We start from the raw sequence: 21,277 nt of genomic DNA on the forward strand, positions 1-21,277 counted from the left end.
CCCCGTTTCCCAGCGAAGGAGTCCCGCATGTTCCGCGTCGTCGCCGCCCTCGGCCGCCTGCTGCGCGCCCTGGCCGCGCTCGCCGCGCTAATCAGCTTCCTCGCGTGCGTGCCCTGGCTGCTGACCGCCTCCTCAGGCTGGCCGCTGGACTGGATCGGCTGGCCGTCCCTCGCCCAGGTCCCCGACCTGTCCGACCTCTACACCACCGTGACGAGCCCCTGGTCGGATCAGATGATCCTGGACCTGCTCGCCTCGATCGGCTGGGTCCTGTGGCTGATCTTCCTGCGGGACGTCCTCGTGGAGGTCATCGAGGCGTCCGCCGCCACCAGCGCCGCCCGGCGCGGCCGGCTGCGCGCCCCGGTGGTGCGGCGCGGCCCGATCCGCTGGGTGGCGGCCGTGCTGGTCGGCGCGATCGTCGGCGCGGTGCTGTTCGACGCCGCCCGCGCCGCTGTGACGGGCACGGCAACCCCGAGCGCCGCCGCAGCGGCGGCCGACGCCGCCGCGCGCCGCCCGGCCGTCGCGGTCGCCCCGGCACAGCGCACCGTCGCACCGGCCGTCATCGACAGCGCCTGGGTCCGATCCCTGCGCACCGGCGACGTCTCCACCGCCGCTCCCACGAAGGCCGCCGCTCCCGCCCACGAGGCCGCTGACCGCGACGTCCCGGCGTGGGCACGCGACGCCCCCGGCGGCGTGCACCACGTCGTACGCGGAGACAACCTGTGGGACATCGCCGAGCACCAGCTCGGCGACCCGCACCGCTGGCGCGAGATCTACACCCTCAATCGGGGCCACGAGCAGGCCAACGGCTACGCCCTGACCGACCCCGACGAGATCCACGTCGGCTGGGTCCTCGCCATGCCCACCCGCGACACCACCGCCGCACCAGTGTCCGCCACACCAGCGGCCGAGCCGCCCCCCGTCACGCCAGCGCCCGGCTCGGCCGACGCCGGCCCGGCACCGCACGGCTCAGCAAACCCGTCCCCGGGCTCCGGTGACGCCGGGGACGCACCGCAGGCTCCGGCCGCGACGCGGACCGAGGCGCCGAGCAGCCCCCCGGTCAGCACGGCACCGACGCCCAGCTCGTCCGTGCCGGCAGGCAGCGCCTCTTCGGCTGCCGCCACCCCGACGGCCAGCGCCACCGACAGTGCGGCGGGACCGCAGACGAGCAGTCAGCGCGACGAGGCCGGGGTCAGCCTGCCGTCGCAGGGCTGGGTCAGCCTCGGCCTGGCTGCTCTGATCGCGTCCGTGGCGTCGCTGCTGCGCCTGCAGCGCCGCCGCCGCGCCCGCCTTGGCTTCCCCATCCCGGCCCGCCTCGCCGCGCAGCCCACGCCGGTGCCCGAGCCGCTCACCCCGGCCGACACGGCCGGTGCCCGCCACCTCGCCGCGGAGGAATTCGAGCCGCACCGGCCCCCGCTCCCGGCGGTGCTCGCCCCGATCGGCGTGGACGCGGGCGGGGCCGAGGTGAGTCTGTTCGACCTGCCCGCCCCGGGCCTGGCCGTGACCGGCGACGGGGCCGAGGCCGCCGCCCGCGCGGTGCTGGCGTCCGTGCTCGCCACCGGCGCCACCGAGATCCTGGAGCAGCGGCCCGTGGTGGTCACCACCGTCGAAGTCCTCGCCCGGCTCCTACCCGAAGACGCCCCGCTGGTGGGCCTCGACCCCGACGGCACCACCTACGACGGGGAACGCCTCATCGTCCTGGACGAGGTCGCCGCCGCGGTCACCCACGCCGAGGAAGAGATGATCGTGCGCCGGCGGCTGCTGGACACCTTCCACGCCGACAGCATCACCGCGCTCAACGCCCGCACCGACCACGCCGAGGCGCAACAGCCCTACGTGCTGCTCATCGAAGCCGCGCCCCGCCACGCCGCCCGCCTGCTCGCGGTCGGCGCCCACAAGGCGGCGCTGCACCTGCACCCGGTCATCCTCGGCCCGCTCGACCGGGTGCCGACCGTGGACGTCACCGCCGACGGGACCGTCAACGCCACCACCGACGAGACGGCCGACGTGCGACGGATGTCCACCCTGACCGGCGACGACCTCGCCGCCGTGATGACCATGCTCACCGACGCCGCAGCCCGCCCCGAGCTGGGCCACGACACCGACGACCCCACCCCGCAGACCACACCCGCCGCCGAGGCGCCTACGGAGCCGGCCGAGCCGGTGCCGGCACAGGCCGCGCAGGCGCCGGGCGTGGTGCGGCTGACCGTGCTCGGCCCGATGACGGTCGCCACCGAGGCCGGGCCGGTCACGACCGGAATGCGTAGCGGCTCCTACGCCGTGCTCGCCCTGCTCGCGGTGCACCCGGGCGGACGCACCCTCGACCAGCTCGGCGCCGACCTGCACCCCGACACCAACCCGAGCACGGCAGCCAACCGCGTCCGGACCGACATCGGCACCATTCGCCGCGTCCTGCGCGCCGCCACCGGCCAGGCGGAGGCGATGTTCGTCATCCACGACTCGGCCACCGGCCGCTACCGCCTCGACCCCGACCTGGTGACGGTGGACCTGTGGCAGATGCTCACCGCCATCGAACACGCCAACAGTGCCGAGGATGACGCGGCAGCATTGGCGGCGCTGCGCGAGGCGGCCGAGCTGTACGCCGGGGACTTCGCCGACGGCGGCGACCAGACCTGGATCACCGACTACGCCACCACCTACCGCCACCAGATCCTCGCCGTCTACGCCCGCATCGCCGAGATCGTGGAGCCCGACCACCCGGACCAGGCCGTTGCCGCCCTGGAGCGTGCCCTGGAGTTCGACCCGGTCAACGAGGAGCTGTACCAGCGGATCATGCGGATCCACGGCCGCGCCGGACGGCCCGACGTGGTGCGGCGCACGCTACGCCGGCTCGAGCAACGCCTCGCCGACCTCGGCGACGCCGAACCGTCGCAGGCCACCCGCCGCGTCGCCGAACGGCAACTGCGCCCGAACATCACCACAGGGGGCCGCCGATGACCCCGGCCCGACTGCGACGGCTGCGCTGGGCGGTGCGCGCCACCCTCACCCTCGGTGTGGCCGCCTCCATCACCGCCAACGTCCTACACGCCCAACCCCATCCGATCTCGCAGGCCATCGCGGCCTGGCCAGCGCTGGCGTTCCTCATCACCGTCGAGCTGGTCACCCGTATCCCGCTCGAACGGCGCACCCTCGGCTACGTGCGCGCGGCCGTCTCCTACGGCATCGCTGCTATTGCCGCGTGGGTCTCGTACTGGCACATGGTCGACGTGGTGGCCCGCTACGGCGAGACCGGCAGCGTCCCCTACCTGCTGCCGTTGAGCGTGGACGGGCTCATCGTCGTGGCCTCGGTGTCCCTGGTGGAACTCGCCGCCCGGCGCGAGGCCCTCCCGAAGCCGGCCGCCTCGACCACAGCGGCCCAGCCCACCCGCGCGGTCACCACGAGCAGCCCAGCCCCGAACGGCGCCCCGGTTGCGCCGACGCTGCCGGTGCCGCCCGTACCGCTACCGGCACGACCGGCGACCGGCGCCGGTCAACCTCCGCCCGGCGCCGACCACGACCCGGCCCCCGACGGCGCCGCCAGGGCGGAGGCGCTTCTCGACGGCGACCGTGACCCGCACGCCGAGGCGGCGCAGCGTGGCGAGGAACCCGACCTCGGTGACGGGCACAGCGGCAGTCACGCCGAGCCCAGCCCGAACCTTGAGCCCGACGACGAGGAGGACCAGACCGACGACGACCAGGACGACGACACCGACGACGGCGCCAGCCTCGACGCGGACCTCGTGCCGCTGCTGCCCGCCGCCCGGCAGGCCCGCGACGAGCTGCTACGCGAGGGCCGCGCGGTCAGCCGGGACGCCCTCGCCCGGCGGCTTCGCCGCAACGGCACCGCGATCCGCAACGACCGAGTGTCGGAGCTGCTGCGGGAGCTGCGCCGCGAGGGACAGCCGGTCAACGGTTCGCGCCCCACGCTGCCGGCCTGACCCGGCCGCGCCGACCCCCTGACCAAGGATGTGAGGAGCATGTCCATGGACGAGTTCGCCATGGAGCGCGGCGCCGCCGCGCCGCACGCAGGGCACCTTCCGCCGTGGTGCGCCGACTGCCACGACACCGACCCGCCCGGCGCGATGCACCGAGGCCCAGCGACCAACGTTGCCGTGTACGACGAGGCGTGCCGCCTGGTCGACGCCCAGGTCCGGGCCGCCTACTGGGACAAGGCCCCGGACTGGCTCGGCACCGACCCCGCCGACCTCGAACGCCCCCACGTCGAAGTCACCATCCCCGACGGCACCGACATGCAGCTGTACCTCAACCCCAGCCAGGCGCGCGCCTTCGCCATCGCCCTCCTACGGGCCGCTGACACCGCCGAGGCCGCGCCGCCGGCCCTGCTCGTACGGCGGTGACACTCGGCGAACCTCCAGTGCGGCGCCCGCCGGTGTGCCGCTGTACCAGGCTTGATGCCTCGGCGCCGGTCGGCGTGGATGGGGGTGCCGGTGCCCACCCCGGGCACCGGCGATCCCTACCGCCAGGAGGAACCGAGATGGAATCGACCACGGCCGACACCTACACGATCAAGGTTGATGAGCAGGTGTTCGACGTGCTCACCCGGACCGCCGAGGCCCGCGACACCGACATCAACGGCGCGTTGCGCTACTTGATCGAGGCTCCGGCGGTGCCGGCCGCGCCGTCGGATGACGACGACGACAACTGACGCGTACGGACGAGGCGTCGCCGGGCGAGGGGGCCGGCGACGCCTGTGCGTTTGCGGCGGTCAGGTGCGTTCGTCCGCCTCGGCCACAGTGAGCAGGCGCTGCGCCGTTCGTTGCGGGACACCCAGGCGCCGGGCCAGCTCGACGCCGAGGCCGCGCCGGTCCCGGCCGGCGGCGCGGGCCTCGGCGAGCAGGGTGGCGGCGGCCTGAAGGCGCGGGTCGTCGGCGTAGGCGTGCGGCTTGCGCGGGCCGGTTGTGGTGCCCGGCGTGCGGCCGGTCGATTGCCGGCCGGTACGGGCGTCAGCGATGGCCCAAATGGTGCGTCGCCGCCAGTAGCGGCGGATACGCCCGCTCGGCAGCTCTTCGATCTCGTCGGGATGGTCGATCACCGTGTCGGGCAGGTTGCGGTACGAGGCGTATCCGAGGATGTCGGCGGCGCCGGTGGAGTTGACCAGCTCGTTCGGGCTTCCGCTGCGGTCCACCTCCGTGAGCACGGCCTTCTTCGCGGTCAGGTGCTCGGTGTGGAACGCCTCGATGTCGTCGAGCCAGAACCACTCGCCGCCGTCGTCGGTGAAGCCGTCAGGAAAGCCGAACCGGTCGCGGTGCAGGTGCCAGTGGTTGACGGTCGAGCGTGCTGCCCCGAGGTGCTCAACCACTCCTGCCCGGTCCACGGCGAGGCGTCCGTCGATGCTGCGTTGCGCCACGGCGATCATCCTTTCACCTCCTGGCCTAGCCGAGGCAGCGCCCGCGAGGCGTCCTCGCGGGCGCTGCGTCCGGCTACGATCGGGCGCACATCCGAGCCCGGGGATAGCGGCTGGTATGGGCGCGGTGGCTCGGGATCGGATGAGGTGGCCGGCGGGGTTGCGCACGCCCTCGGGCGTGCCCGCCGGCCACCGGCCCACTCCCTAGACCTTCGGGCGCAGCAACCGCCACGCCACCTGCGCCATCCGGTCAATGTCGAGCGCGGCGAGCCTGACCCGAGTCGGGGGCTTGAGCACGTCGTGCACGGTCAGGATTGCGGCGGCGGTGGTGGCGTCCACGATCACCCCGTCGATCTTGCGCACGTGCCCGCGCATGACTTCACGCAACACCTCGATGACCCGAGGGTCGCCGGCCGTGGCGTCGTCGGGCAGCTCCCCGATCCACACGAGATCGGGGCAGTCCGGACACGTGACGTGCAGCGGGTCCTCGGTCACCCGGGTCACCGGGCCGTCGTCGGCCCCGCAGACCGGTCCGGCGTGATGGGTGGCCTTCGCGTGGGTGTAGCCCGTCACGATCGGTCCTTCCTGGTGAGGGTGGCCACCTCGAGGAAGGCCGGCTCCAGGCGAGCCGGGTCGAGGGTGACATCGAGCCGGTTACGGGCGATGTCCACGAGGAAGCCGGTAGCGAAAACGATCTCTGCGCTGAGTTCCTCGTCGTCGTAGTCGTGCGCGATGCGGCAGGCGGCCACGAGCGAACGGGCCGCGCTGTCCAGGGCGTTGATGATGGTGGCCGCGTCGTCGTCGCAGGTGCACTTGGTGATCTCGGTGGCGGCGTAAGTGCGTTCGTCGCCGGAAGGGAACCGCACCCGGTAACGGCTCTCGTGCGGCCCGAGGCGGCGGTTGTGCAGCTCGTAGACGGGGCCGTGTCCCGGGCGCTGTTGCTCGATCACGGTGACCGTCCCGAGGCGGTACTCGAAAGGGCTGCGCGGGTGACCTACCGGGCGGTGTCGCCGATGTTCATGTTGTTCTCCGTCCGTGCAGGGTCATCGGATGGGGTGGTCGATTTCGCCGCCGCCGTTGATCTCGAAGAGATGAGGGCGTCGTCGGTATCGGTGGTGTCGGCGTGTAGGTAGAGGTCGTGGGCGCGGCGTTGCACGCCGATCGAGACGCCGTGCACGTCGAGCACGACGTACGTGCTGCGGTCGCTGGCGCCTGAGTAGCCGGGATATATCCGCAGGTGGAGGCTGGTGAGCACCTCGGCGAGGCGGGGCTCGATCGGGCCGAGGGCGCGCAGGGCCGCCGTCAGGCGTTCGCCGTCGAGGACGGCCTGGGCGATGTCGACGTCGGGCTCGTAGCCGTCGTGCTCGGTGGTCTCGTTCATGCCCGCCGCCCCGCCTCGGTGGTGTCCGTGCCGGTGCTGGGCTCGGTGTCGGGCTCGACTGGTACGAGGGGTGGAGGGCAGGGGCGGGGCCGGGCGGCGCGGGGTCGCCGCACCGCCCGGCGTTGGGTCATCGCGCCGGTGGCGCGGGGATCGCTGCGGCGGCGCGGCCGGTGGCCGGGGCGTCGCCGGTGGTGGCGGTCGGTGGATCGGTGAGCATCGGCGGCAGCACGCGGTCGACCCGGGTGCCGGTGCGGTCGAGACCGATCGCGGCGTGCGCGGTCAGGTGCACGCCGACGGTGACGGCCTCCGCGCCGGTGAGCGCGACAACGACCGGGCGGGAGTGCTGGTCGCGGGCATGGAGTTCGACGTGGCCGTTGGGCAGCGTGCGCACGGGCAGGAACGTCTCGACGCGGGACGGCGGCGGGGTGACCGTGCGGACCACGTCGACGAGGGCGCGGTGCAGGGTGTGGGTCTGCCGGTCCCAATATTGGGCGCGGGAGAGGTGATCGTCTCGCCCGGCCTTCGTGGGGGCCTGCTCGGCGACGCCGCGGGCCACTTGCGCCTTCGCGTGCGCCTCGCACAGCTCGTTGATCGCGGTGAGGATGGCCTCGGTGGTCGCCGCGATGGCGGGCGGCGGTGTCGCGGGGGCGGTGGGCATGGCTGGGGCCTCCATCATGGAGTCGCGTTGAGGTGATCGAGGTGCGGGCGCGGCCGTGGCGGCGCCCGCCGGGGTGGGGCTAGGCAAGGACACCGGCCGGGCCGGGTTCGTCGCCGGTGGCCGACGTGAGCCGGGTTGTGTGGGCGGGCGGGGCCGACCGACGGAGGTTCGGCGCTCGGTCGTGGTGACACCCGCCGGTGCCGGGGCCGGTCGCCGCCCGGTGCGGCGGTGCCGGCCCCGATACCGGGCCACGTTCAGACCGCCAGCAGCTCGAACGCGGCGGCCTTGAGGTCGGCGCCCGTGCCGGTGACCGCGCGGCGGGCGCGTACCTCCGCGGTGCTGGCCTTGGCGAAGTGATCCACGTACTCCGTGATGGCCTGGTATCCGGCCCACCGGGTGCCCTTGATCGCCTTCTGCGTGTCCGCGTCACGGATGAGGTACCGCAACGTGGCGGTGCGCTGTTTGGCGTTGTTCTTCGTCGCGTCGGAGGCGTCGTCCGCGACGGGCCACAGCTCGGCGCACACCTTCTCGAACTCACCCATGGTCAACGCCTCGTTGATCATCTTTTCCGCTTCGCGCTCGAACGCGGCGAAGTGCTTCCACATCAGGCCGAGGGCCTCACGCGCCTCGCTGATCTTGGAGGTGATGTTCGAGGTGTGCCGGAACGTGTAGGAGCCCTGGGACTGCGCGAAGGCCGCGCGCTGCGTGTTGGCGCACACGATCCGGACCGGGGTGGCGTCCACCCGTAGCGACGCGGTGCCGTCGTGGGAGGTGGTCCCGGCCAGGTAGAGGTCCATGCGGTCGACGCCGGCGATCTCCATAGCGTCCGGCAGCTTCATCGTGACGAAGACGTTCTTGCCCTTACGCATCGAGCCGGCGGTCTCGAAGTGGGCGCCGGAGGCGTCGACCAGCAGGTTGAGCATCTCGGCGACCTGCTCGTTTTGCACGGTGGCGTAGTCCTCGCCGACGACGCCCAGATACTCCGTCTCACCCGTCTGCGGGTTGGTCCGCACGGTCATGAACTTGTCCGGGCAGTCAACCTTCGTGACGCCCTTGACGTTGACCTCGATGCCCTGAAGCGGGATCTTGCGGACCTCCCAGCCGCCGAGCCACGCCTTACTCATGATCTCCTCGGCCGTCATGCAGTCGTCGGTGACGGTGCCGAGCTGGTGCCAGGCGGACAACCGGGCGGAGGCGAAGGCCGTCTGGCCGTTGGCGAGGGTTTCCAGTTCGTGTGCCACGAGATGTGGTCCTTTCGGTATGGGTTTGTGGGGCCGGCAGGCCGGGGGTTACGACCCCGGCAACGCCGTCATAAACAATGATTCCGACTTTTACGATTGGATCAAGTCGATCCATGCCCGTCTTTCGAGGTTTCTTCGGCGAATCTGCCGCCGTGGGCGGCGGTACACCCCCGGCCCACGCGCGGGCGCTGGCGTTGCAGTCCGCGCCTGCATCCCGTGACCGCTTCACTTGAAGGGGTTGCCGAGCGTTCGCAGCATCGCCGCGACCTCCGGCGTGATGGAGGACGGATCGGCCAGCCAATCGATCGCCCATGTCAGGAGGCTGTCGTTGCAGACCGTCTCGACGTGAGCACAGTGGTCGGAGGTGGCGACCGCAACGGTGCCCCATTCCGGCGCGTTAGGTGCCACGACCATCGCCTGGTTCGCCCAATAGCCCAGGTGCTGACCGCACAACGAACACCGACGTTCGTCCGCCAACCGTGCCGAGGTGGTCGTGTTGATCGTGGTGAAGTCCACGTGCACGCCCCACCGTCAGGGTTGGGGTGCACGTTGACCGGCGGAATCGGCAGACCGCGCCGGGCGTCGCGCGGGCGTGCCGCCAGACCGGGCGGAAGGTCGGGCGGCATGTCCGCGCCGGTCACCGCCGCACCCCGGGGCGTACGTCCACGATCACCAGATCGGGCGCGGTCGCCCGCAACTCCGCGCGGATGCTCACCCATTGCCCCGCCGTGACCCGCCGGGAGATCACGTCGAGGTTGGCGCCGACCATGACCCTGTGTTGCATGACGGCGGAGTCCGCGTCGCCGAACACGGCCACCAGGTCACCCCCGGCCACCAGGTACACGGCGCGGCATCCGACGGACCCGCTACGGCCGCCGTGGGGGCGTTACCGGTGACGGGGCCGCGTCGCACGACCCGACGCACCGGCCGGGCCGGGCACGGGTCGGCGGGACGGTAGCCGGCCGGGCCGGCGACCGGGCACAGCGGCTCTCCGTCGCGGTGCGACCAGCGCGGCCGGGCACCGTTCGCCGATACCCACCGGCGGGGTGGGCACGACCCGGGCGGGCTCGCCGCACTCCGGACACACCAGGGATTGCCGCCCGCGCCGGTTGTTGATCTTCATGATGTGTCTCCTACGGTTCGGGGGTGGTTGGTGGGTAGGGCGGGGCCGGGACGCTGCCCGCGTCCCGGCCCCGCGCGGGGGTGCTCACGCCGCAAGCGCCCCGCTGTCCGTTGCGTCGCCGGCCGCGTCGTCGGTCGCGGTGGCCGGGGCGTCGTCCGACCCGGTGGCCGGAGCGTCGTCCTCACCGATCAGCGGGCGGGTCATCAGCGCGGCGACCTCGGCCGACGGGGCGGGTGCGTTGTCGGCAAGCGCGTACTTCACCGGCGCTTCGCTGGTCAGCACCACCACACCGGCGACAGCCAACCGGGCAAGGGCGTTCAGGCACGCGCCGGACGACCGGCCACCCAACTCCCGCCCCACGGTGCCCGGGGTGACCTCATGCCCGGCGCCGAGGTCGCGAATGAACGCCTCCACCTGGTTACGAAGGCCGTTCTTGCCCATCCGGGGCGAGCCGTCGGTGTTGATCTCCCCGGTCGCCCGGCCGGTGCGGCGGGTCGTGACCGTGGCACCCGTGCGCACCCGGTGGGTGTGCCCGCACGAACACACGCACTCCCGGTACGGGGCCGCGTTCGCCAGATCCACCGTGCTCAGGTCGGCTTCACCGCGTACCCACAGTTCCGGGGCATCGTCGCTACCGCCCGGCTTGCGTACCGCCGCGCCCGCGACCTCCATTGCGGTCAGCAAACGCGCCACAATCGGCGCGCGCAGACCGGACTGATCGGTCACGTCCGCCGCGCTGATCCCGTCGGGGTAGCCGCCCAAAATCCCGGCCACCATCACGATCTTGAAGTGGTCCGCGCTACCGGACGGAGCGCCCGACACCGGCGCCCCGGACACCGGCACAGCGGACACGGGCGCCTCAGCCATAGCCGACCCGGCCCCGTTGTCGCCGGCCTCATTGGTCGCGCTGTCCGTGTCAGCGGTGACCGCGCCGTCCGTGGTCATGATGTCGGCGGTCATGGGGATCTCCTGGTCTGCGGTCGTGGCGGTGTCGGTGGTGACGGGGCACCAGATGTCGGCGGTCCGTCCGGTGCCGTTGGTGGGTCCGGGGTTGCGGGTGGCGGTGCCGTCGGTCTCCATGGCGGCCAGAACCTTTGCGGCGGTGGAGGCACCGATCTGGGCGGCGGCGGCAAGCTGGCGGGCGGTGATGCCGCCGGGGTACGCGGCCAGGGTGCGGGCGACGGTCTCAGCGGCGGGGGTGGGTGCGGACATGACGAATTACCTCCGAGAGGAAAGGGAATGATTAGCGGTTCCGCATAGCGCGTGTGCGCCTATTGTTTTGCGGTTCCGCCGGGCGTTTGTTGTTGCCCACGTCCATGGACCCTCTGTACGCAACTAATGTCAACCCCGGCGCCCAAACTTTTTCGGGGACCGTGTGATAGTCGCGCATGGGCCTCGTTCCGAGCGACCGCGCATTAGTGCCGGATAGCAATTGCGGCCGTTGTGCGCCACGCTCGCCCCCGAACGGCCGTCGCCGGTATATCGCCATGGGTGCGCGGTCGCGTGCGGCGTGCGGGGCCGTTGCGCCGGGCACGGTTTCGGGGCAGAACGCACCGCGCGCCCGGCCGATGGGCCGGGCGCGCGGGGTCGGTCGGGTGGTGCGGCCTACCGCACAGCGGCGGTGATCATGGCCGTGAGTGCGTCGCTGACAGCGCCCCACCGGTCTACCCGTAGCGGCTCGGTCGGGGCACCGGGAAGCTGAATGCTGTGCGTGACACCGGTGCGGTCAGCGGCGAACGCGATGCGCTCACCGGGCAGAATGAGCGCGTAGCCGAACACGGCAGGGTCGAACAGTGCCGGGTGTCGGGCGATCAGTTCGGCCATGTCCCGCAACGTGGCGGCGGCGTTGTCGGCGGTCAGCGCGCCGCCGGGGGTGGTCTCACGGCGGCCGGTGACGGTGACCCCGGCGGCGGTCAGCGTGACCAGCGTCGGGGCCGTACACGTGGCCGCTACGGACTTCACGGCGGCCGTTACGGTCTCGATGGCAATGCGGGCGGCGGCGGTTGCGGGCATGTCATTTCCTTTCGGGCCGGAATTGCTTACATGTCCATGGACCCTCGATCAGGCTATGAAGTCAAGTCGATAAATGTGTGGAATCTCACTTCGTGGCTTGCCTTTCCCGGATCCGTTGTGGATCTCGATTGTCAGGGCACGACCCGACGAATCGCAGCCACGTCGGACGCCCACCCGGATAGCTTGCTGATCTTCACCACATCACCGGTTTTCGGCGCGTGCATTAGGAGCCCCGATCCGATTGACATTCCCACATGGCCGGGGTCGGCGCGGGTGCCGTCGCTGCCCGGAATCAGTATCAGGTCCCCGGGGCGCACCTCGGCCAGGCTGCCCACCGGCGTGCCGGCGTGGACCTGTTCGTGGGTGGTGCGCGGTAGGCGTACCCCGGCTGCCCGGTACGCCTGTTGCATCAGCGACGAACAGTCACACTGACGCGACGGCACCCCGGAACGGGGGGCGGTGCAATCCCCGCCGAACGTGTACGGCGTGCCCAACTGACTGACCGCCCACCGGATAGCCACCACCACCGGCGCCGGGGTACCGGCCGGCAGGGTGAACCCCGGCGGCAGTCCGGGAAGGTCCCCGCCCGGCCCGGCAACGCCGCCGTCACAGGTGATCCCGCCGGTGTACGCGCCGCCGATGGCCGCCGCGCGGATCTCGTGCTTGGCGTAGGCGTCCGGATACGCCGACCGTTGCACCGCTTGCGCGGCGGCCGTGAGCGGCATGGTTTGCCATCCCGGCACCCGGACGAGGCGCCGGTAGAACTGTTCGGCGGCGTAATCCGGGTTCATGACCTGTTCCACGGTGCCCCACCCTTGCGACGGGCGTTGCTGGAACAGCCCCACCGAGTCGTGATCGGTGGCAACCGGCGAATTGATCAGGTTCGACTCTTGCAACGCGGTCGCTATGGCGATCACCCACCCGCGCGCCGGGACGGCCATGCGCTGACCGACGGCCACGATCACGGCCGCGTTACGGGTCTGATCTGCGGTGAGCCCGGCCGGGGTGGCGCCGGGGTGGGCTAGCGTCGCCGCGCACGTGACCCCGGCCCCGGCACCGGACATGGACCCGATGATGCCGGCGGCGGCAGCGGCCACCAGGACCACCAGGGCCACGGCCGCCACCGCCACGCCGGTGACTATCCGTCCCACGGCGCACCGTCCCCAGACACCGGAAGGTCGGCCGGGGTGACCCGTCCCGGTCGCCCGACGATGCGCCACACCGGCCCGGCCGGGCCGTCGGGTGCGTTGTCGGCGGCGGCCGTCGCCACGCTCACCCCGGCCGATACGCCGGTGCGGGCGAGGTGGGCGTGCAAGTTGGTCTCACGGGCGGTGTTGGGCAGCCAGAACAGCACCGGGTACGCCCGCACCGGGGGTAGCGCGGCGTAGCCGGTCAGCTTGCCCGCGACCCGTGCCAGCGTTTCCGTACCGAGGTCGGCTTCCAACCAGAACGGCACCGCCCGGCCGTCGTCGTCCCACACGCCGTGACCGTCCGGGCGGACCACGGTGCCGACCGCTTCGCGGCATCGGGCCTCGTTCCACCACCGCGCCAACCGGCCGCCGTGGGTGCGGGCGTGCCCGGTCAGCGCCGCGAAGAACCCGTTGGTGGTCAGCAGATGCGAAAGCGTCGGGGACATGGCGATTCGGGCCGTGGCGTCGCGTACGGCGGCCGGGCGGGGCAGCGTGTCACCGCGTCCGGCCGCGACGAGGGCGGCACCGACCGGGCCGAGGGTCCACCGCCACGACTGTGAGCCGGGGCGTTGGTAGTGGCGGAACCGGTCGAGGATGTCGCGGGAGTGCAGGGTGTTGAGTCGAGCGCGGGCACGGCCGACGGAGCCGAACGTGAGGTCGACGAGTTGGTCGGTGGTGAAGGTCTTGTGCTGGTCGAGTAGGTCGAGCAGGAGTCGGTCACGAGGGGTGATGCGGGTGAGTTCGGCTGCGATGACGGACGCCGTCAGGCGGGCACCGGAAGGGGCAGAGGCTTGTGACCTAGTAGGAGTGATATCTCTTATCAGTCGGTTCCGGTCCACCAGTCCTCCTCAGCTTCCGTGACGTGCGCGTACGACGTGTTCAAGGGGGCGCGTTCTAACGAGCGTTCGGACTCGTTAGAACGCTCGTTAGATCGCTCGTTTGACGACTCGTTAGAGCCCTGGTTAGACCGCTCGCCATGAACAGCGAAGGTGTTGCGGAAGACCAGCTCAGGCACCGGAACCCCGGTCGAGGACTCCTCCTCCTCGGAGTTGGGGGCAACGGTCACCGCGGTGCCGAGCAGCTTCCTGCGGTCCTCGTGGGACAAGCCGGTGTGCTCCCGAGCCGCCTGGCGCAGCTCGCTGGCCCGACCCTTGATCGGCGGCGCAGGCGGCTCGGTGTCGGCGGTGACCGGCGGCACCACCCGGCCGCCCGCTACCGGACGTAGGACCACCTCATAGCCGCCGAGGCGGATCAGGTCTCCGTCGTCCAGGTAGGGGCGCAGGTGGCGGGCCTGGTCGACGGCGTCGCGCGGGGCGAGAGCGAAGTACACCTTGTTGCGGGCGTTGGCGTCGATCGCCTCGGCCATGTCCCCGGAGAGCTGGCCGAGGTACTGATGCGCCAGGACGAACGAGGTGTGCAGGCCGCGCGCCTCTGCGAGGGCGTCATCGATGCCGATCGGCAGTCGGGTAGCCCCTGGCCCTCTCGGGTCAGGGGCCCCCTCAGAACCGGACGTGCGGGTCTCCCCGCATCCGGCTCAAGCAGGCCGCTATGGGCGCGCATGTCGGATCTCCTTGGGTCCTCGGGAGTTCGCCACCGCGTGGTGCTGTTGGTGGCATTCCCAGTGGATGAGCATGAGGTTGGACTTGTTGTCCGAGCCGCCGCGTGACCGGTAGAGCACGTGGTGCCTGTTGATCGTTCGGGCTTTGGCCCAGAACCATGCCGCCCATTCGCGGACGGATTCAGGTTCGAAGCCTGGTCCGGCGATCAGGTCCAGTCCGCATAGCGGGCACAGTCCTTTCTGCTTGGCAGCCAGCCACAAGTTGCGCTTGTCGGCTTCTGGATGCTTTCGCTTGCGGGTGCGTGCCGCCCAGTAGTCCTCCAGCAGGGGGTCGTCTTTGGACGCGCGGCCCGTGACGAGGGTGTGCCGTTGGATGTGGGTCCATGCGAATCGGTACAGGTACCGTCCGGTGGTGCGGTCGGCGAAGACCCAGTGGTCCTGCCGTTCGGGGTTGTAGCGCCCGAAGTACTGCTCGCGTATCCACGCGACCGACTTCTGGTGGTGCCTGCGCTTGGCCCACCTGTACATGCGGTAGTGCATGTAGTGGTCGAGGGACGTGAAGGTCTCCGTGGAGGCCACGCCCCTGTAGTAGGTGGACCACCCCTTGATCAAGGGATTGAGGCGCCTGATGACGTCCTCGGTCGGGGCGGTGCGCATCGCGTTCACCAGTTCCCGGACCTTGCCCTTGACCTGCTTTACCGCCGCGGCGCTCGGCTTGATCAGCAGCTTGTCGTCGTAGCGTCTGACGTTGAACCCGAGGAAGTCGAAACCCTCGTCGAGGTGGACGATCTTCGTCTTGTCCTCGTTGAAGGCCAACCCCTTGGGCGCCAGCCAGTCGGCGAGCCGCTGCTTCACCTGCTGTGCCTGTTCCTTCGTGGTGCACAGCACCACGAAGTCGTCGGCGTACCGGACGAACGCCGGCGGGCAATGCAACCATCGTTGCCGTGCCGTGCCGTCCTCCCGGTCGCCTGCGGCGGTCCCCATGCCGTGCAGGACGATGTTCAGCAACAGTGGGCTGATCACTCCGCCTTGAGGTGCGCCCTCGTCGGTCGGGGCGAACCGCCCGCCGTGCATCACACCGGCCTTGAGCCAGCGGCGGATCTCCCGGGCAGCCGGGAACGCGCCGATGGCTTCCATCAAGCGATCGTGGTTGATTTTGTCGAAGGCGCTGGTCAGGTCCGCGTCGAGGGCCCACCGTCGGCGGGCCTTCTTCCCCGCCGCGAAGTTGAAGATCGCGGCGATCGCGTCGTGACATCCGCGTCCGGGGCGGAAGCCGTAGCTTCGGCCCTCGAACCGCGCCTCCCACTGCGGTTCCAGGGCGTTCTTCACCCTGGCCTGCTGCGCCCGGTCCCGGATGACCGGGATACCGAGCGGACGCATCTTCCCGTTCGCTTTCGGGATGTGCACACGACGCACCGGCTTGGCCGTGGGCCAGGGCTGCTCGGCGAGTGTCCTCGCCAGCCGTCCCCGGGCCGCCGGGTCAAGCGCGAGTTCCCCGTCTACCCCGGGGGTGCGCCGTCCCAGGCTCCGCTGCGTCACTCGTCGCACGCTGACCAGCGTGTTGGAGTGTGAGCGCAGCATGAGCTTTTGGAGATTACGGACCTTCTTCAGGTCCCCGTCCTGCGTCGCCTTGAAGATTCGCTGCCGCAGCCGCCGTACGTTGCGCTCGGCGTCGACCCAGTCGATGCTGTGCCAGTACCGGGCGTCGTCCAACGCTTGGTTCCCCGCAGGTGGAGCCGGAACGTCCTGCACCGCTGCGGTCGTGCTGCTTGCGGTTGTGTCGGTCACTTCGCCTCCTTCGGTATCTAACTCCGGCGTTGGTGAAGGCTTGTGTGGTGTGAATCGTCAAAGGCCTACCAGACCCGCGTGGGCTCCCTTTCGGGCCCGGAAACAGGTTCCGGTATCCGCCGGGTTATCCGCGGAGGCTGAGGCGCCTTGTTCCGCGGTTTCCCCTGGGCTTTCGCCCCAGCGGCGTTCGCTTCTCGGGTCTTCCTACTCCCGCAGCGGGATTCAGCTTCCGTTGCCGTCGGCTTACCAGAACGCATCCGTCCTGGACCGCTACGGGGTTGACCTGTTCCGCTTGCGCCAGTTGCGACCTGGGAGGACGCCCCCTTTACCCCGGGACCGGTGGTGGTCACGCAGTAGGAGAACACCGGCTCCTGCTGCCACCTTGAGTCTTTCAACTCCGGGCCCTTCCGCCGATTTCGAGCCATTGACGCGGTCAACTTTCACGAGGCCTCATCGGGGGTTCACTTGCGTTCGTCCTTCAGGTCTTCTCCTTGCCCTGTGGCTGGTGATGGCCCACCTGCCCTTGGGGCTTCACGTCAGGCGGCTTAGCACGAGTCCGTTACCAGTCCCGCACCCGCCTTAGGAGACCCGCCCGTTTGACCACTGAGCGGGGAATTACCGCCTCCTCTTGGGTAATTCACTGGCTACAAGCGACTTTCAGGCCGCACGATGAAGGAAATTGTGGCATTCATCCAAAATGACTGTTGCGTCGGGCCGCTGGTGTTCGGGGATGCGGGCGCGGGCGGTGGTGGCCTGCCACAACCCAGCCAGCAGCAGGGAACCGACTAGCCGGGTGCCGTCCTCCCCGATGACACCCTTGGGAAGCCGGGCCAGCAGCACGCCGCCGTCCAGGATGTCGGCGAAGGAGAACGTGGTGGCCGGCACGCCGAACAGGGAGTTCGCCACCGGATGCGCGAGCACCAGCCGCAGCCGTGACAGCAGCGGGGCGACCAAGCCGGCGCGCTGCCCCGCCGGGAGCCCGTCGAAGCCCTCCCAGAACTCGCCGAGGGTGTTGCCCTCCCACGCCCTCAAGCCCCGCACCACGGCGTTGACCCGCTCGGCGCGCCACTTGGTGTCCGACAGCAGCCGCGGCAACTGCGCGAGAGTGGACCCTTCCAAATGGGCCAGGGTAAGCAGGGCGTGGTAGCAGATGTCAGCCGAGCGGTGGCCCCACCAGCGCGCCCACACCTTCGACATGACGGCGGTGACGTTGGCGGCCACGTCGTGCGGGGTGCCGCCATGCACGGCCGGGTCGAGCAGGTTGATGGCCGGGGGTGCGTGCCGCTCGTCGGGGTCGATCAGCACGAGTCGGTCACCGGCGGCTTTTGGCATCCGGTCGAGCAGGTCGCGGATGAGGTCACCCTTAGCGGGGTCGAACGCGGCCACGCCCCTGCCGGCCTCCACGTCGTCGAGGATCATGTTCATGAGCAGGGTGGTCTTGCCGGTGCCGGTCGGGCCGAGGGCGTGCAGGTGGTAGCGGCAGTCGGTGAGCGAGATCCCGATCCTCATGCGGGGGCCGGCGTTGGCGACGCCGATGACCTTGCCGCCGATGCCGTTTCGCTGGTCGCGCGGCACCAGGTTGAGCCGGCCCTGCGGGCGGGCGGTGGCCGGGGCGCTCGGGTTGTCAGGCGTGGTCACGGGGCACTCCAAGGAGTAGGCGGGTCGTCGTTGTCGGTGTCGGGCTGCGGCGTTTGGGGGTCGTCGGGCTTCGGCCGGGCGGGGCGGGCGGGGCCGGCGCGGAAGAGGTCGCGGCCTCCGGGCCGGCGCCGCGACGCGGCGGCCGGTAGGCCGTAGGCGGCCGGTTCGGCGGGTAGCCCGGCCAGGGCGGCGGTCTCGGCGACGGCGGCGAGGCTCATCCGGGCTTGCGGCACCCACCGCTGCGCGGCGGCGGTGGCGCCTCGGCGCAGCCGGCGGCGGGTGAAGTGCGCCGAGAGCAGCCCGAATCCGGCGGTGATGTCGGCGGCAGCCGCGAGGGCGGCAGGTTTGGTGGGGCCGATGCCGGTGGCGTAGACCGCGACGAGCAGGTGCGGGGCGGCGGCGAGCTTGCCGCGCGCCTGCCGGGCCAACTCCGCCAGGTACGGATCGTGGGAGTTGGTGCGCCGGCGGGTGCTCGACGGTCCCGGCGTCACGATGTTGAGGACGCCGAGGATCAGCGCCCGCAGGCCGTCCGCGAGCAGCCCCACGGCGCGGCTGGCACCTCGGACCTTGCGGGCTCGTTCGGGGTGGGTGGTGGCCCGGCGCAGTGCCCGCATCCGGTGCGCGGGAGCGCGGCTGATGTGGACTTGCAGCAGGCCGCCGCCGGTGCGCCCGGCCGAGGCGAGCCCGTCGAACACTGCCCGCATCCGGTCCTCGTCCGGCGGCGCGGTCTCCCAGTTGCGGGAGTTCGCGGTCGAGGTGTCCTCGACCAGCGGCAGCCAATCGGGCTGCGTGGGCAGCAGAGCGAGGGTTGTCGCCGTGCCCGTGGTGGGGACGGCCGGCGGGGCGGCTTGTTCGGCGCGCACGCCGGGCCAGGCCCGCTGGAGTAGCCGCAGCACGGCGGTCGGGTTCACCCCGGGCGGCAGCCACAGCCCCGCCCGCATTCCGTGCGGGTCAGCCTGGACCTCCCACACGATGCGCGGCGGGCGCAGCGCCCACCGGCTCGGCGCGGGCAACGCCGTGGCGAGCAGCCGCCACAGGCCGACGGTCGCGGCCGGGGTGGCGGTGACCGGCGGGATGATCTGCAACCAGCGCGCCTGCGCGGCGTGCCGCCGCCACACCCGGCGCCGCCACTCCCGCCACGCGAGGACCACCGCGAGGAGCAGACCGAGGCCCGCGAGCAGCAGCGGCCACCGTTCCCGAACGAAGTGCCACACCGCGCCCGGGGCTTCCGGCCCCCACGAGCCGCACAGCACATTGCCGAGCACAGAGTCCGGGATGCCGTCGCGGCCGGGCACGCACCCGGTCGGGGACGGCGGCGGGGACGGGGACGGCGTTGGGGACGGCGGGGACGACCACGGGGACGACGCGAGGAGCAGCGGGGACGGCCCGGTGAACAGCAAGGGGAAGGACACGAGGGGTCTCCAAGTCGGCTGAGGTTTAGCGGCGGGCAGAACTTGAGCCCAACTCCGGACCGGTCACGACGAGGTCGTGCTCGGTGTCGGATGCCAGGGAGTGAAAGGCGACCCGGGACGACCCGGACGCCAAGAGCGCGTCACCGCGGGCGCAGGACAGCAGGAACGCCCGCTCGCCGTCGGTGAGCCCGAACGCCTCGGTCACGGCGTCGATGGCCTGCGGTGCCTGGCGTAGCAGCACCTGGGTGGCCGCGTTGGACACCACGGCCCGGCCGACTTCGGTGGCGAGGACGTCGGCGGCGTCCTGGGTGATCACGGACAAGCCGGCCCCGTACTTGCGGGCGCTCTTGGACAGGCGGAAGAGGAACTGAGCGCCAAGGCCGGCGCGCAGCATCAGCCACGCCTCGTCCACCAGCACCAGCCGGCGGACCTGCGCTCGGGACTCGGCTGCGGCGCGGCGGTTGGCCGTGCTCACGGTCTTCCAGACCGCGTCGAGGATCAGCAGTGTGCCGACCGGCTTCAGCTCGTCCGGCAGGTCCTTGATCGCGTAGACCACGAGGTGCCCGTCCGCCGCCGTGGTCGTCGGGCCGTCGAACAGGCCCTTGAAGCTGCCGGCCACGTACGGGTGCAGCCGTGCGGCGAGGGTCTGCCCTGCCTGGCCTGCCTCGGCGAGGGCTTCGGCGACGTCGCCGAGCATCGGCGCCGGCCGCCGCCAGGTACGCGGGTCGGTGGTGATGCCTTTGGCCCGGTACGCGGCGAGGACGGCGACGTCGAGGGCGGCGGCTTCCTGCGGCGACACCCCACCGGCGCCGGTGGTGCCGTCGGTGAGCACGGCGACGAAGGTCTGCATGAACAGCGCCCGCCGCACCAGCGCGTCATCGCCATCGGCGAGGTACAGGTCGAGCGGGTTGATCCTCACCCCGGGGGCACCGGGGCGGATGATCGTCCCGCCCACCGCCTCGGCAAGGCGCACGTATTCGTCCTCGGGGTCGATGACGAACGCCTCAACGCCCAGGTACAGGTTGCGCAGCAGGTCGAGCTTCGCCAGGTAGGACTTGCCCTCACCGGAGCGGGCGAGGATGACGGAGTTGTAGTTCGACTGCGCCCACCGGTCCCACACCACGACACCCGGGCTGTGCAGGTTCAACCCGTAGAGCACACCCATGCCGCTGTCGCCGGCCGTGGTCGGTAGGTCCGGGCTGGTGAACGGGAAGCTCGCGGCGAGGGCGTCAGTGTCGAACGCCCGCTTCATCCCGAGCGCGTCGAAGGCCAGGGGCAGGCCGGTGATCCAGCCTTGTAGCTGCCGCCACGTCGCCGGGGCGACGTCGAGCAGCAGCGATGAGGCGAGGGCGCGGACCTCGGTCACCCGGTCGGCGAGTTCGTCCTCGCTGTCGGCGTGCACCGTCAGGTACAGCCCCAGCCGGAACAACCTCGCTTCGCCCCGGGCGACGCGGGCGGCCAGCTCGGCGGCGTCCGCGGCGGCGGCGTCCAGCTCGGGGTCATCGAGGCGGCCCTTGGCGTGATCCTGCCGCCGGGATGCCTCGAACCGGCCGCGCTGCTTGCGCAGCCGCTGCGACGCGACGACCGGCGGGACGGGTTCGATGTGCAGCGACACGTCCACCCGGCCCGGATAGGCGAGCAGCGGTTCGAGCCAGCCGGGGCCGACCTCGGCCGGGTAGCCGGTGACGGCGAGGGCGGCGGTGTAGCCGTCCCCGACACGCACCGACCGTCCCCCGACCTCAACGGCGTCCGGGCTGCCGGACACGACCGTCCCCGCCTCGGGGACGGCATGGGGACGACGACGAGACAACAGGTTCACAGCTCCTCCATAAGGTTGGAGATCGTCTGGGGATTGGGTGCCTCAGATGCCCGGGACGGTGGGGTGTGGCTGACAGCTCCTTGCCCGTGGTGGC

General features: G+C 71.4%; 21 protein-coding genes. 4 read left to right on the forward strand and 17 right to left on the reverse strand.

Features of this window, described 5'->3' with window-relative positions; all coding sequences use genetic code 11:
• Nucleotides 1-27 precede the first annotated feature (27 nt).
• From ACMCNK_RS09690 to ACMCNK_RS09705, 4 genes are all read left to right on the forward strand, one after another.
• Nucleotides 28-2,955 (forward strand): BTAD domain-containing putative transcriptional regulator, encoded by a 2,928-nt coding sequence (locus ACMCNK_RS09690; protein WP_412736058.1) that lies wholly within the window; start codon nucleotides 28-30, stop codon nucleotides 2,953-2,955.
• Nucleotides 2,952-3,935 (forward strand): DUF2637 domain-containing protein, encoded by a 984-nt coding sequence (locus tag ACMCNK_RS09695; RefSeq protein ID WP_412736059.1) that lies wholly within the window; start codon nucleotides 2,952-2,954, stop codon nucleotides 3,933-3,935. The genes ACMCNK_RS09690 and ACMCNK_RS09695 overlap by 4 nt, the downstream gene beginning before the upstream one ends.
• Before the next feature lie 45 nt (nucleotides 3,936-3,980).
• The gene (locus ACMCNK_RS09700) at nucleotides 3,981-4,355 is read left to right on the forward strand and encodes a DUF6907 domain-containing protein (protein WP_412736060.1); all 375 of its coding nucleotides are present in this window, start codon (nucleotides 3,981-3,983) and stop codon (nucleotides 4,353-4,355) included.
• A gap of 137 nt (nucleotides 4,356-4,492) precedes the next feature.
• The gene (locus tag ACMCNK_RS09705; RefSeq protein WP_412736061.1) at nucleotides 4,493-4,663 is read left to right on the forward strand and encodes a hypothetical protein; all 171 of its coding nucleotides are present in this window, start codon (nucleotides 4,493-4,495) and stop codon (nucleotides 4,661-4,663) included.
• A 60-nt stretch (nucleotides 4,664-4,723) separates the two neighbouring features.
• Here ACMCNK_RS09705 and ACMCNK_RS09710 read toward each other — a convergent pair whose 3' ends face one another.
• From ACMCNK_RS09710 to ACMCNK_RS09790, 17 genes are all read right to left on the reverse strand, one after another.
• Entirely contained in the window at nucleotides 4,724-5,374 is a 651-nt protein-coding gene (locus ACMCNK_RS09710; RefSeq protein WP_412736062.1) for a hypothetical protein, read from the reverse strand.
• 192 nt (nucleotides 5,375-5,566) lie between these two features.
• Complete coding sequence (locus tag ACMCNK_RS09715; protein ID WP_412740797.1) at nucleotides 5,567-5,938, reverse strand: hypothetical protein; 372 nt, start codon at nucleotides 5,936-5,938, stop codon at nucleotides 5,567-5,569.
• Entirely contained in the window at nucleotides 5,932-6,312 is a 381-nt protein-coding gene (locus ACMCNK_RS09720) for a hypothetical protein (protein WP_412736063.1), read from the reverse strand. Before ACMCNK_RS09720 ends, ACMCNK_RS09715 begins: the two co-directional genes overlap by 7 nt.
• Before the next feature lie 44 nt (nucleotides 6,313-6,356).
• Nucleotides 6,357-6,743 (reverse strand): hypothetical protein, encoded by a 387-nt coding sequence (locus ACMCNK_RS09725; protein ID WP_412736064.1) that lies wholly within the window; start codon nucleotides 6,741-6,743, stop codon nucleotides 6,357-6,359.
• A 127-nt stretch (nucleotides 6,744-6,870) separates the two neighbouring features.
• Nucleotides 6,871-7,401, reverse strand: coding sequence for a hypothetical protein (locus tag ACMCNK_RS09730; protein ID WP_412736065.1), 531 nt, complete (start codon nucleotides 7,399-7,401; stop codon nucleotides 6,871-6,873).
• A 254-nt stretch (nucleotides 7,402-7,655) separates the two neighbouring features.
• A complete protein-coding gene (locus ACMCNK_RS09735) occupies nucleotides 7,656-8,642 on the reverse strand; it encodes a DUF932 domain-containing protein (RefSeq protein WP_412736066.1) in 987 nt (328 codons plus the stop codon).
• 225 nt (nucleotides 8,643-8,867) lie between these two features.
• Nucleotides 8,868-9,158 (reverse strand): hypothetical protein, encoded by a 291-nt coding sequence (locus ACMCNK_RS09740; protein WP_412736067.1) that lies wholly within the window; start codon nucleotides 9,156-9,158, stop codon nucleotides 8,868-8,870.
• 121 nt (nucleotides 9,159-9,279) lie between these two features.
• Nucleotides 9,280-9,486 carry a hypothetical protein gene (locus ACMCNK_RS09745; protein ID WP_412736068.1) on the reverse strand — a complete coding sequence of 69 codons (207 nt, stop codon included), beginning with the start codon at nucleotides 9,484-9,486 and terminating at the stop codon, nucleotides 9,280-9,282.
• Nucleotides 9,487-9,849: 363 nt separating this feature from the next.
• Complete coding sequence (locus tag ACMCNK_RS09750) at nucleotides 9,850-10,977, reverse strand: MarR family transcriptional regulator (protein WP_412736069.1); 1,128 nt, start codon at nucleotides 10,975-10,977, stop codon at nucleotides 9,850-9,852.
• 393 nt (nucleotides 10,978-11,370) lie between these two features.
• The gene (locus ACMCNK_RS09755; protein WP_412736070.1) at nucleotides 11,371-11,778 is read right to left on the reverse strand and encodes a hypothetical protein; all 408 of its coding nucleotides are present in this window, start codon (nucleotides 11,776-11,778) and stop codon (nucleotides 11,371-11,373) included.
• Nucleotides 11,779-11,909: 131 nt separating this feature from the next.
• Entirely contained in the window at nucleotides 11,910-12,929 is a 1,020-nt protein-coding gene (locus ACMCNK_RS09760) for a C40 family peptidase (RefSeq protein WP_412736071.1), read from the reverse strand.
• Nucleotides 12,917-13,720, reverse strand: coding sequence for a replication-relaxation family protein (locus tag ACMCNK_RS09765; protein ID WP_412740798.1), 804 nt, complete (start codon nucleotides 13,718-13,720; stop codon nucleotides 12,917-12,919). Before ACMCNK_RS09765 ends, ACMCNK_RS09760 begins: the two co-directional genes overlap by 13 nt.
• A gap of 68 nt (nucleotides 13,721-13,788) precedes the next feature.
• A complete protein-coding gene (locus ACMCNK_RS09770) occupies nucleotides 13,789-14,334 on the reverse strand; it encodes a hypothetical protein (protein ID WP_412736072.1) in 546 nt (181 codons plus the stop codon).
• Nucleotides 14,335-14,514: 180 nt separating this feature from the next.
• A complete protein-coding gene (ltrA, locus tag ACMCNK_RS09775; RefSeq protein ID WP_412736073.1) occupies nucleotides 14,515-16,314 on the reverse strand; it encodes a group II intron reverse transcriptase/maturase in 1,800 nt (599 codons plus the stop codon).
• A gap of 657 nt (nucleotides 16,315-16,971) precedes the next feature.
• Nucleotides 16,972-17,952 carry a type IV secretory system conjugative DNA transfer family protein gene (locus ACMCNK_RS09780; RefSeq protein WP_412736074.1) on the reverse strand — a complete coding sequence of 327 codons (981 nt, stop codon included), beginning with the start codon at nucleotides 17,950-17,952 and terminating at the stop codon, nucleotides 16,972-16,974.
• The gene (locus ACMCNK_RS09785; protein WP_412736075.1) at nucleotides 17,949-19,364 is read right to left on the reverse strand and encodes a hypothetical protein; all 1,416 of its coding nucleotides are present in this window, start codon (nucleotides 19,362-19,364) and stop codon (nucleotides 17,949-17,951) included. Before ACMCNK_RS09785 ends, ACMCNK_RS09780 begins: the two co-directional genes overlap by 4 nt.
• A 25-nt stretch (nucleotides 19,365-19,389) precedes the next feature.
• Nucleotides 19,390-21,183 carry a VirB4 family type IV secretion system protein gene (locus ACMCNK_RS09790; protein WP_412736076.1) on the reverse strand — a complete coding sequence of 598 codons (1,794 nt, stop codon included), beginning with the start codon at nucleotides 21,181-21,183 and terminating at the stop codon, nucleotides 19,390-19,392.
• Between the last annotated feature and the right edge of the window lie 94 nt (nucleotides 21,184-21,277).

The organism is Krasilnikovia sp. MM14-A1259, assembly GCF_047159535.1.
Taxonomy (GTDB): domain Bacteria; phylum Actinomycetota; class Actinomycetes; order Mycobacteriales; family Micromonosporaceae; genus Actinoplanes.

What these genes read in the sequence shown, in the direction of transcription:
- ACMCNK_RS09690 (WP_412736058.1), top strand. Translation starts at nt 28, where the DNA reads ATGTTCCGCGTCGTCGCCGCCCTCGGCCGCCTGCTGCGCGCCCTGGCC.
- ACMCNK_RS09755 (WP_412736070.1), bottom strand. Translation starts at nt 11,778, where the DNA reads ATGCCCGCAACCGCCGCCGCCCGCATTGCCATCGAGACCGTAACGGCC.
- ACMCNK_RS09770 (WP_412736072.1), bottom strand. Translation starts at nt 14,334, where the DNA reads ATGGCCGAGGCGATCGACGCCAACGCCCGCAACAAGGTGTACTTCGCT.
- ACMCNK_RS09725 (WP_412736064.1), bottom strand. Translation starts at nt 6,743, where the DNA reads ATGAACGAGACCACCGAGCACGACGGCTACGAGCCCGACGTCGACATC.
- ACMCNK_RS09730 (WP_412736065.1), bottom strand. Translation starts at nt 7,401, where the DNA reads ATGCCCACCGCCCCCGCGACACCGCCGCCCGCCATCGCGGCGACCACC.
- ACMCNK_RS09750 (WP_412736069.1), bottom strand. Translation starts at nt 10,977, where the DNA reads ATGTCCGCACCCACCCCCGCCGCTGAGACCGTCGCCCGCACCCTGGCC.
- ACMCNK_RS09695 (WP_412736059.1), top strand. Translation starts at nt 2,952, where the DNA reads ATGACCCCGGCCCGACTGCGACGGCTGCGCTGGGCGGTGCGCGCCACC.
- ACMCNK_RS09705 (WP_412736061.1), top strand. Translation starts at nt 4,493, where the DNA reads ATGGAATCGACCACGGCCGACACCTACACGATCAAGGTTGATGAGCAG.
- ACMCNK_RS09700 (WP_412736060.1), top strand. Translation starts at nt 3,981, where the DNA reads ATGGACGAGTTCGCCATGGAGCGCGGCGCCGCCGCGCCGCACGCAGGG.
- ACMCNK_RS09710 (WP_412736062.1), bottom strand. Translation starts at nt 5,374, where the DNA reads ATGATCGCCGTGGCGCAACGCAGCATCGACGGACGCCTCGCCGTGGAC.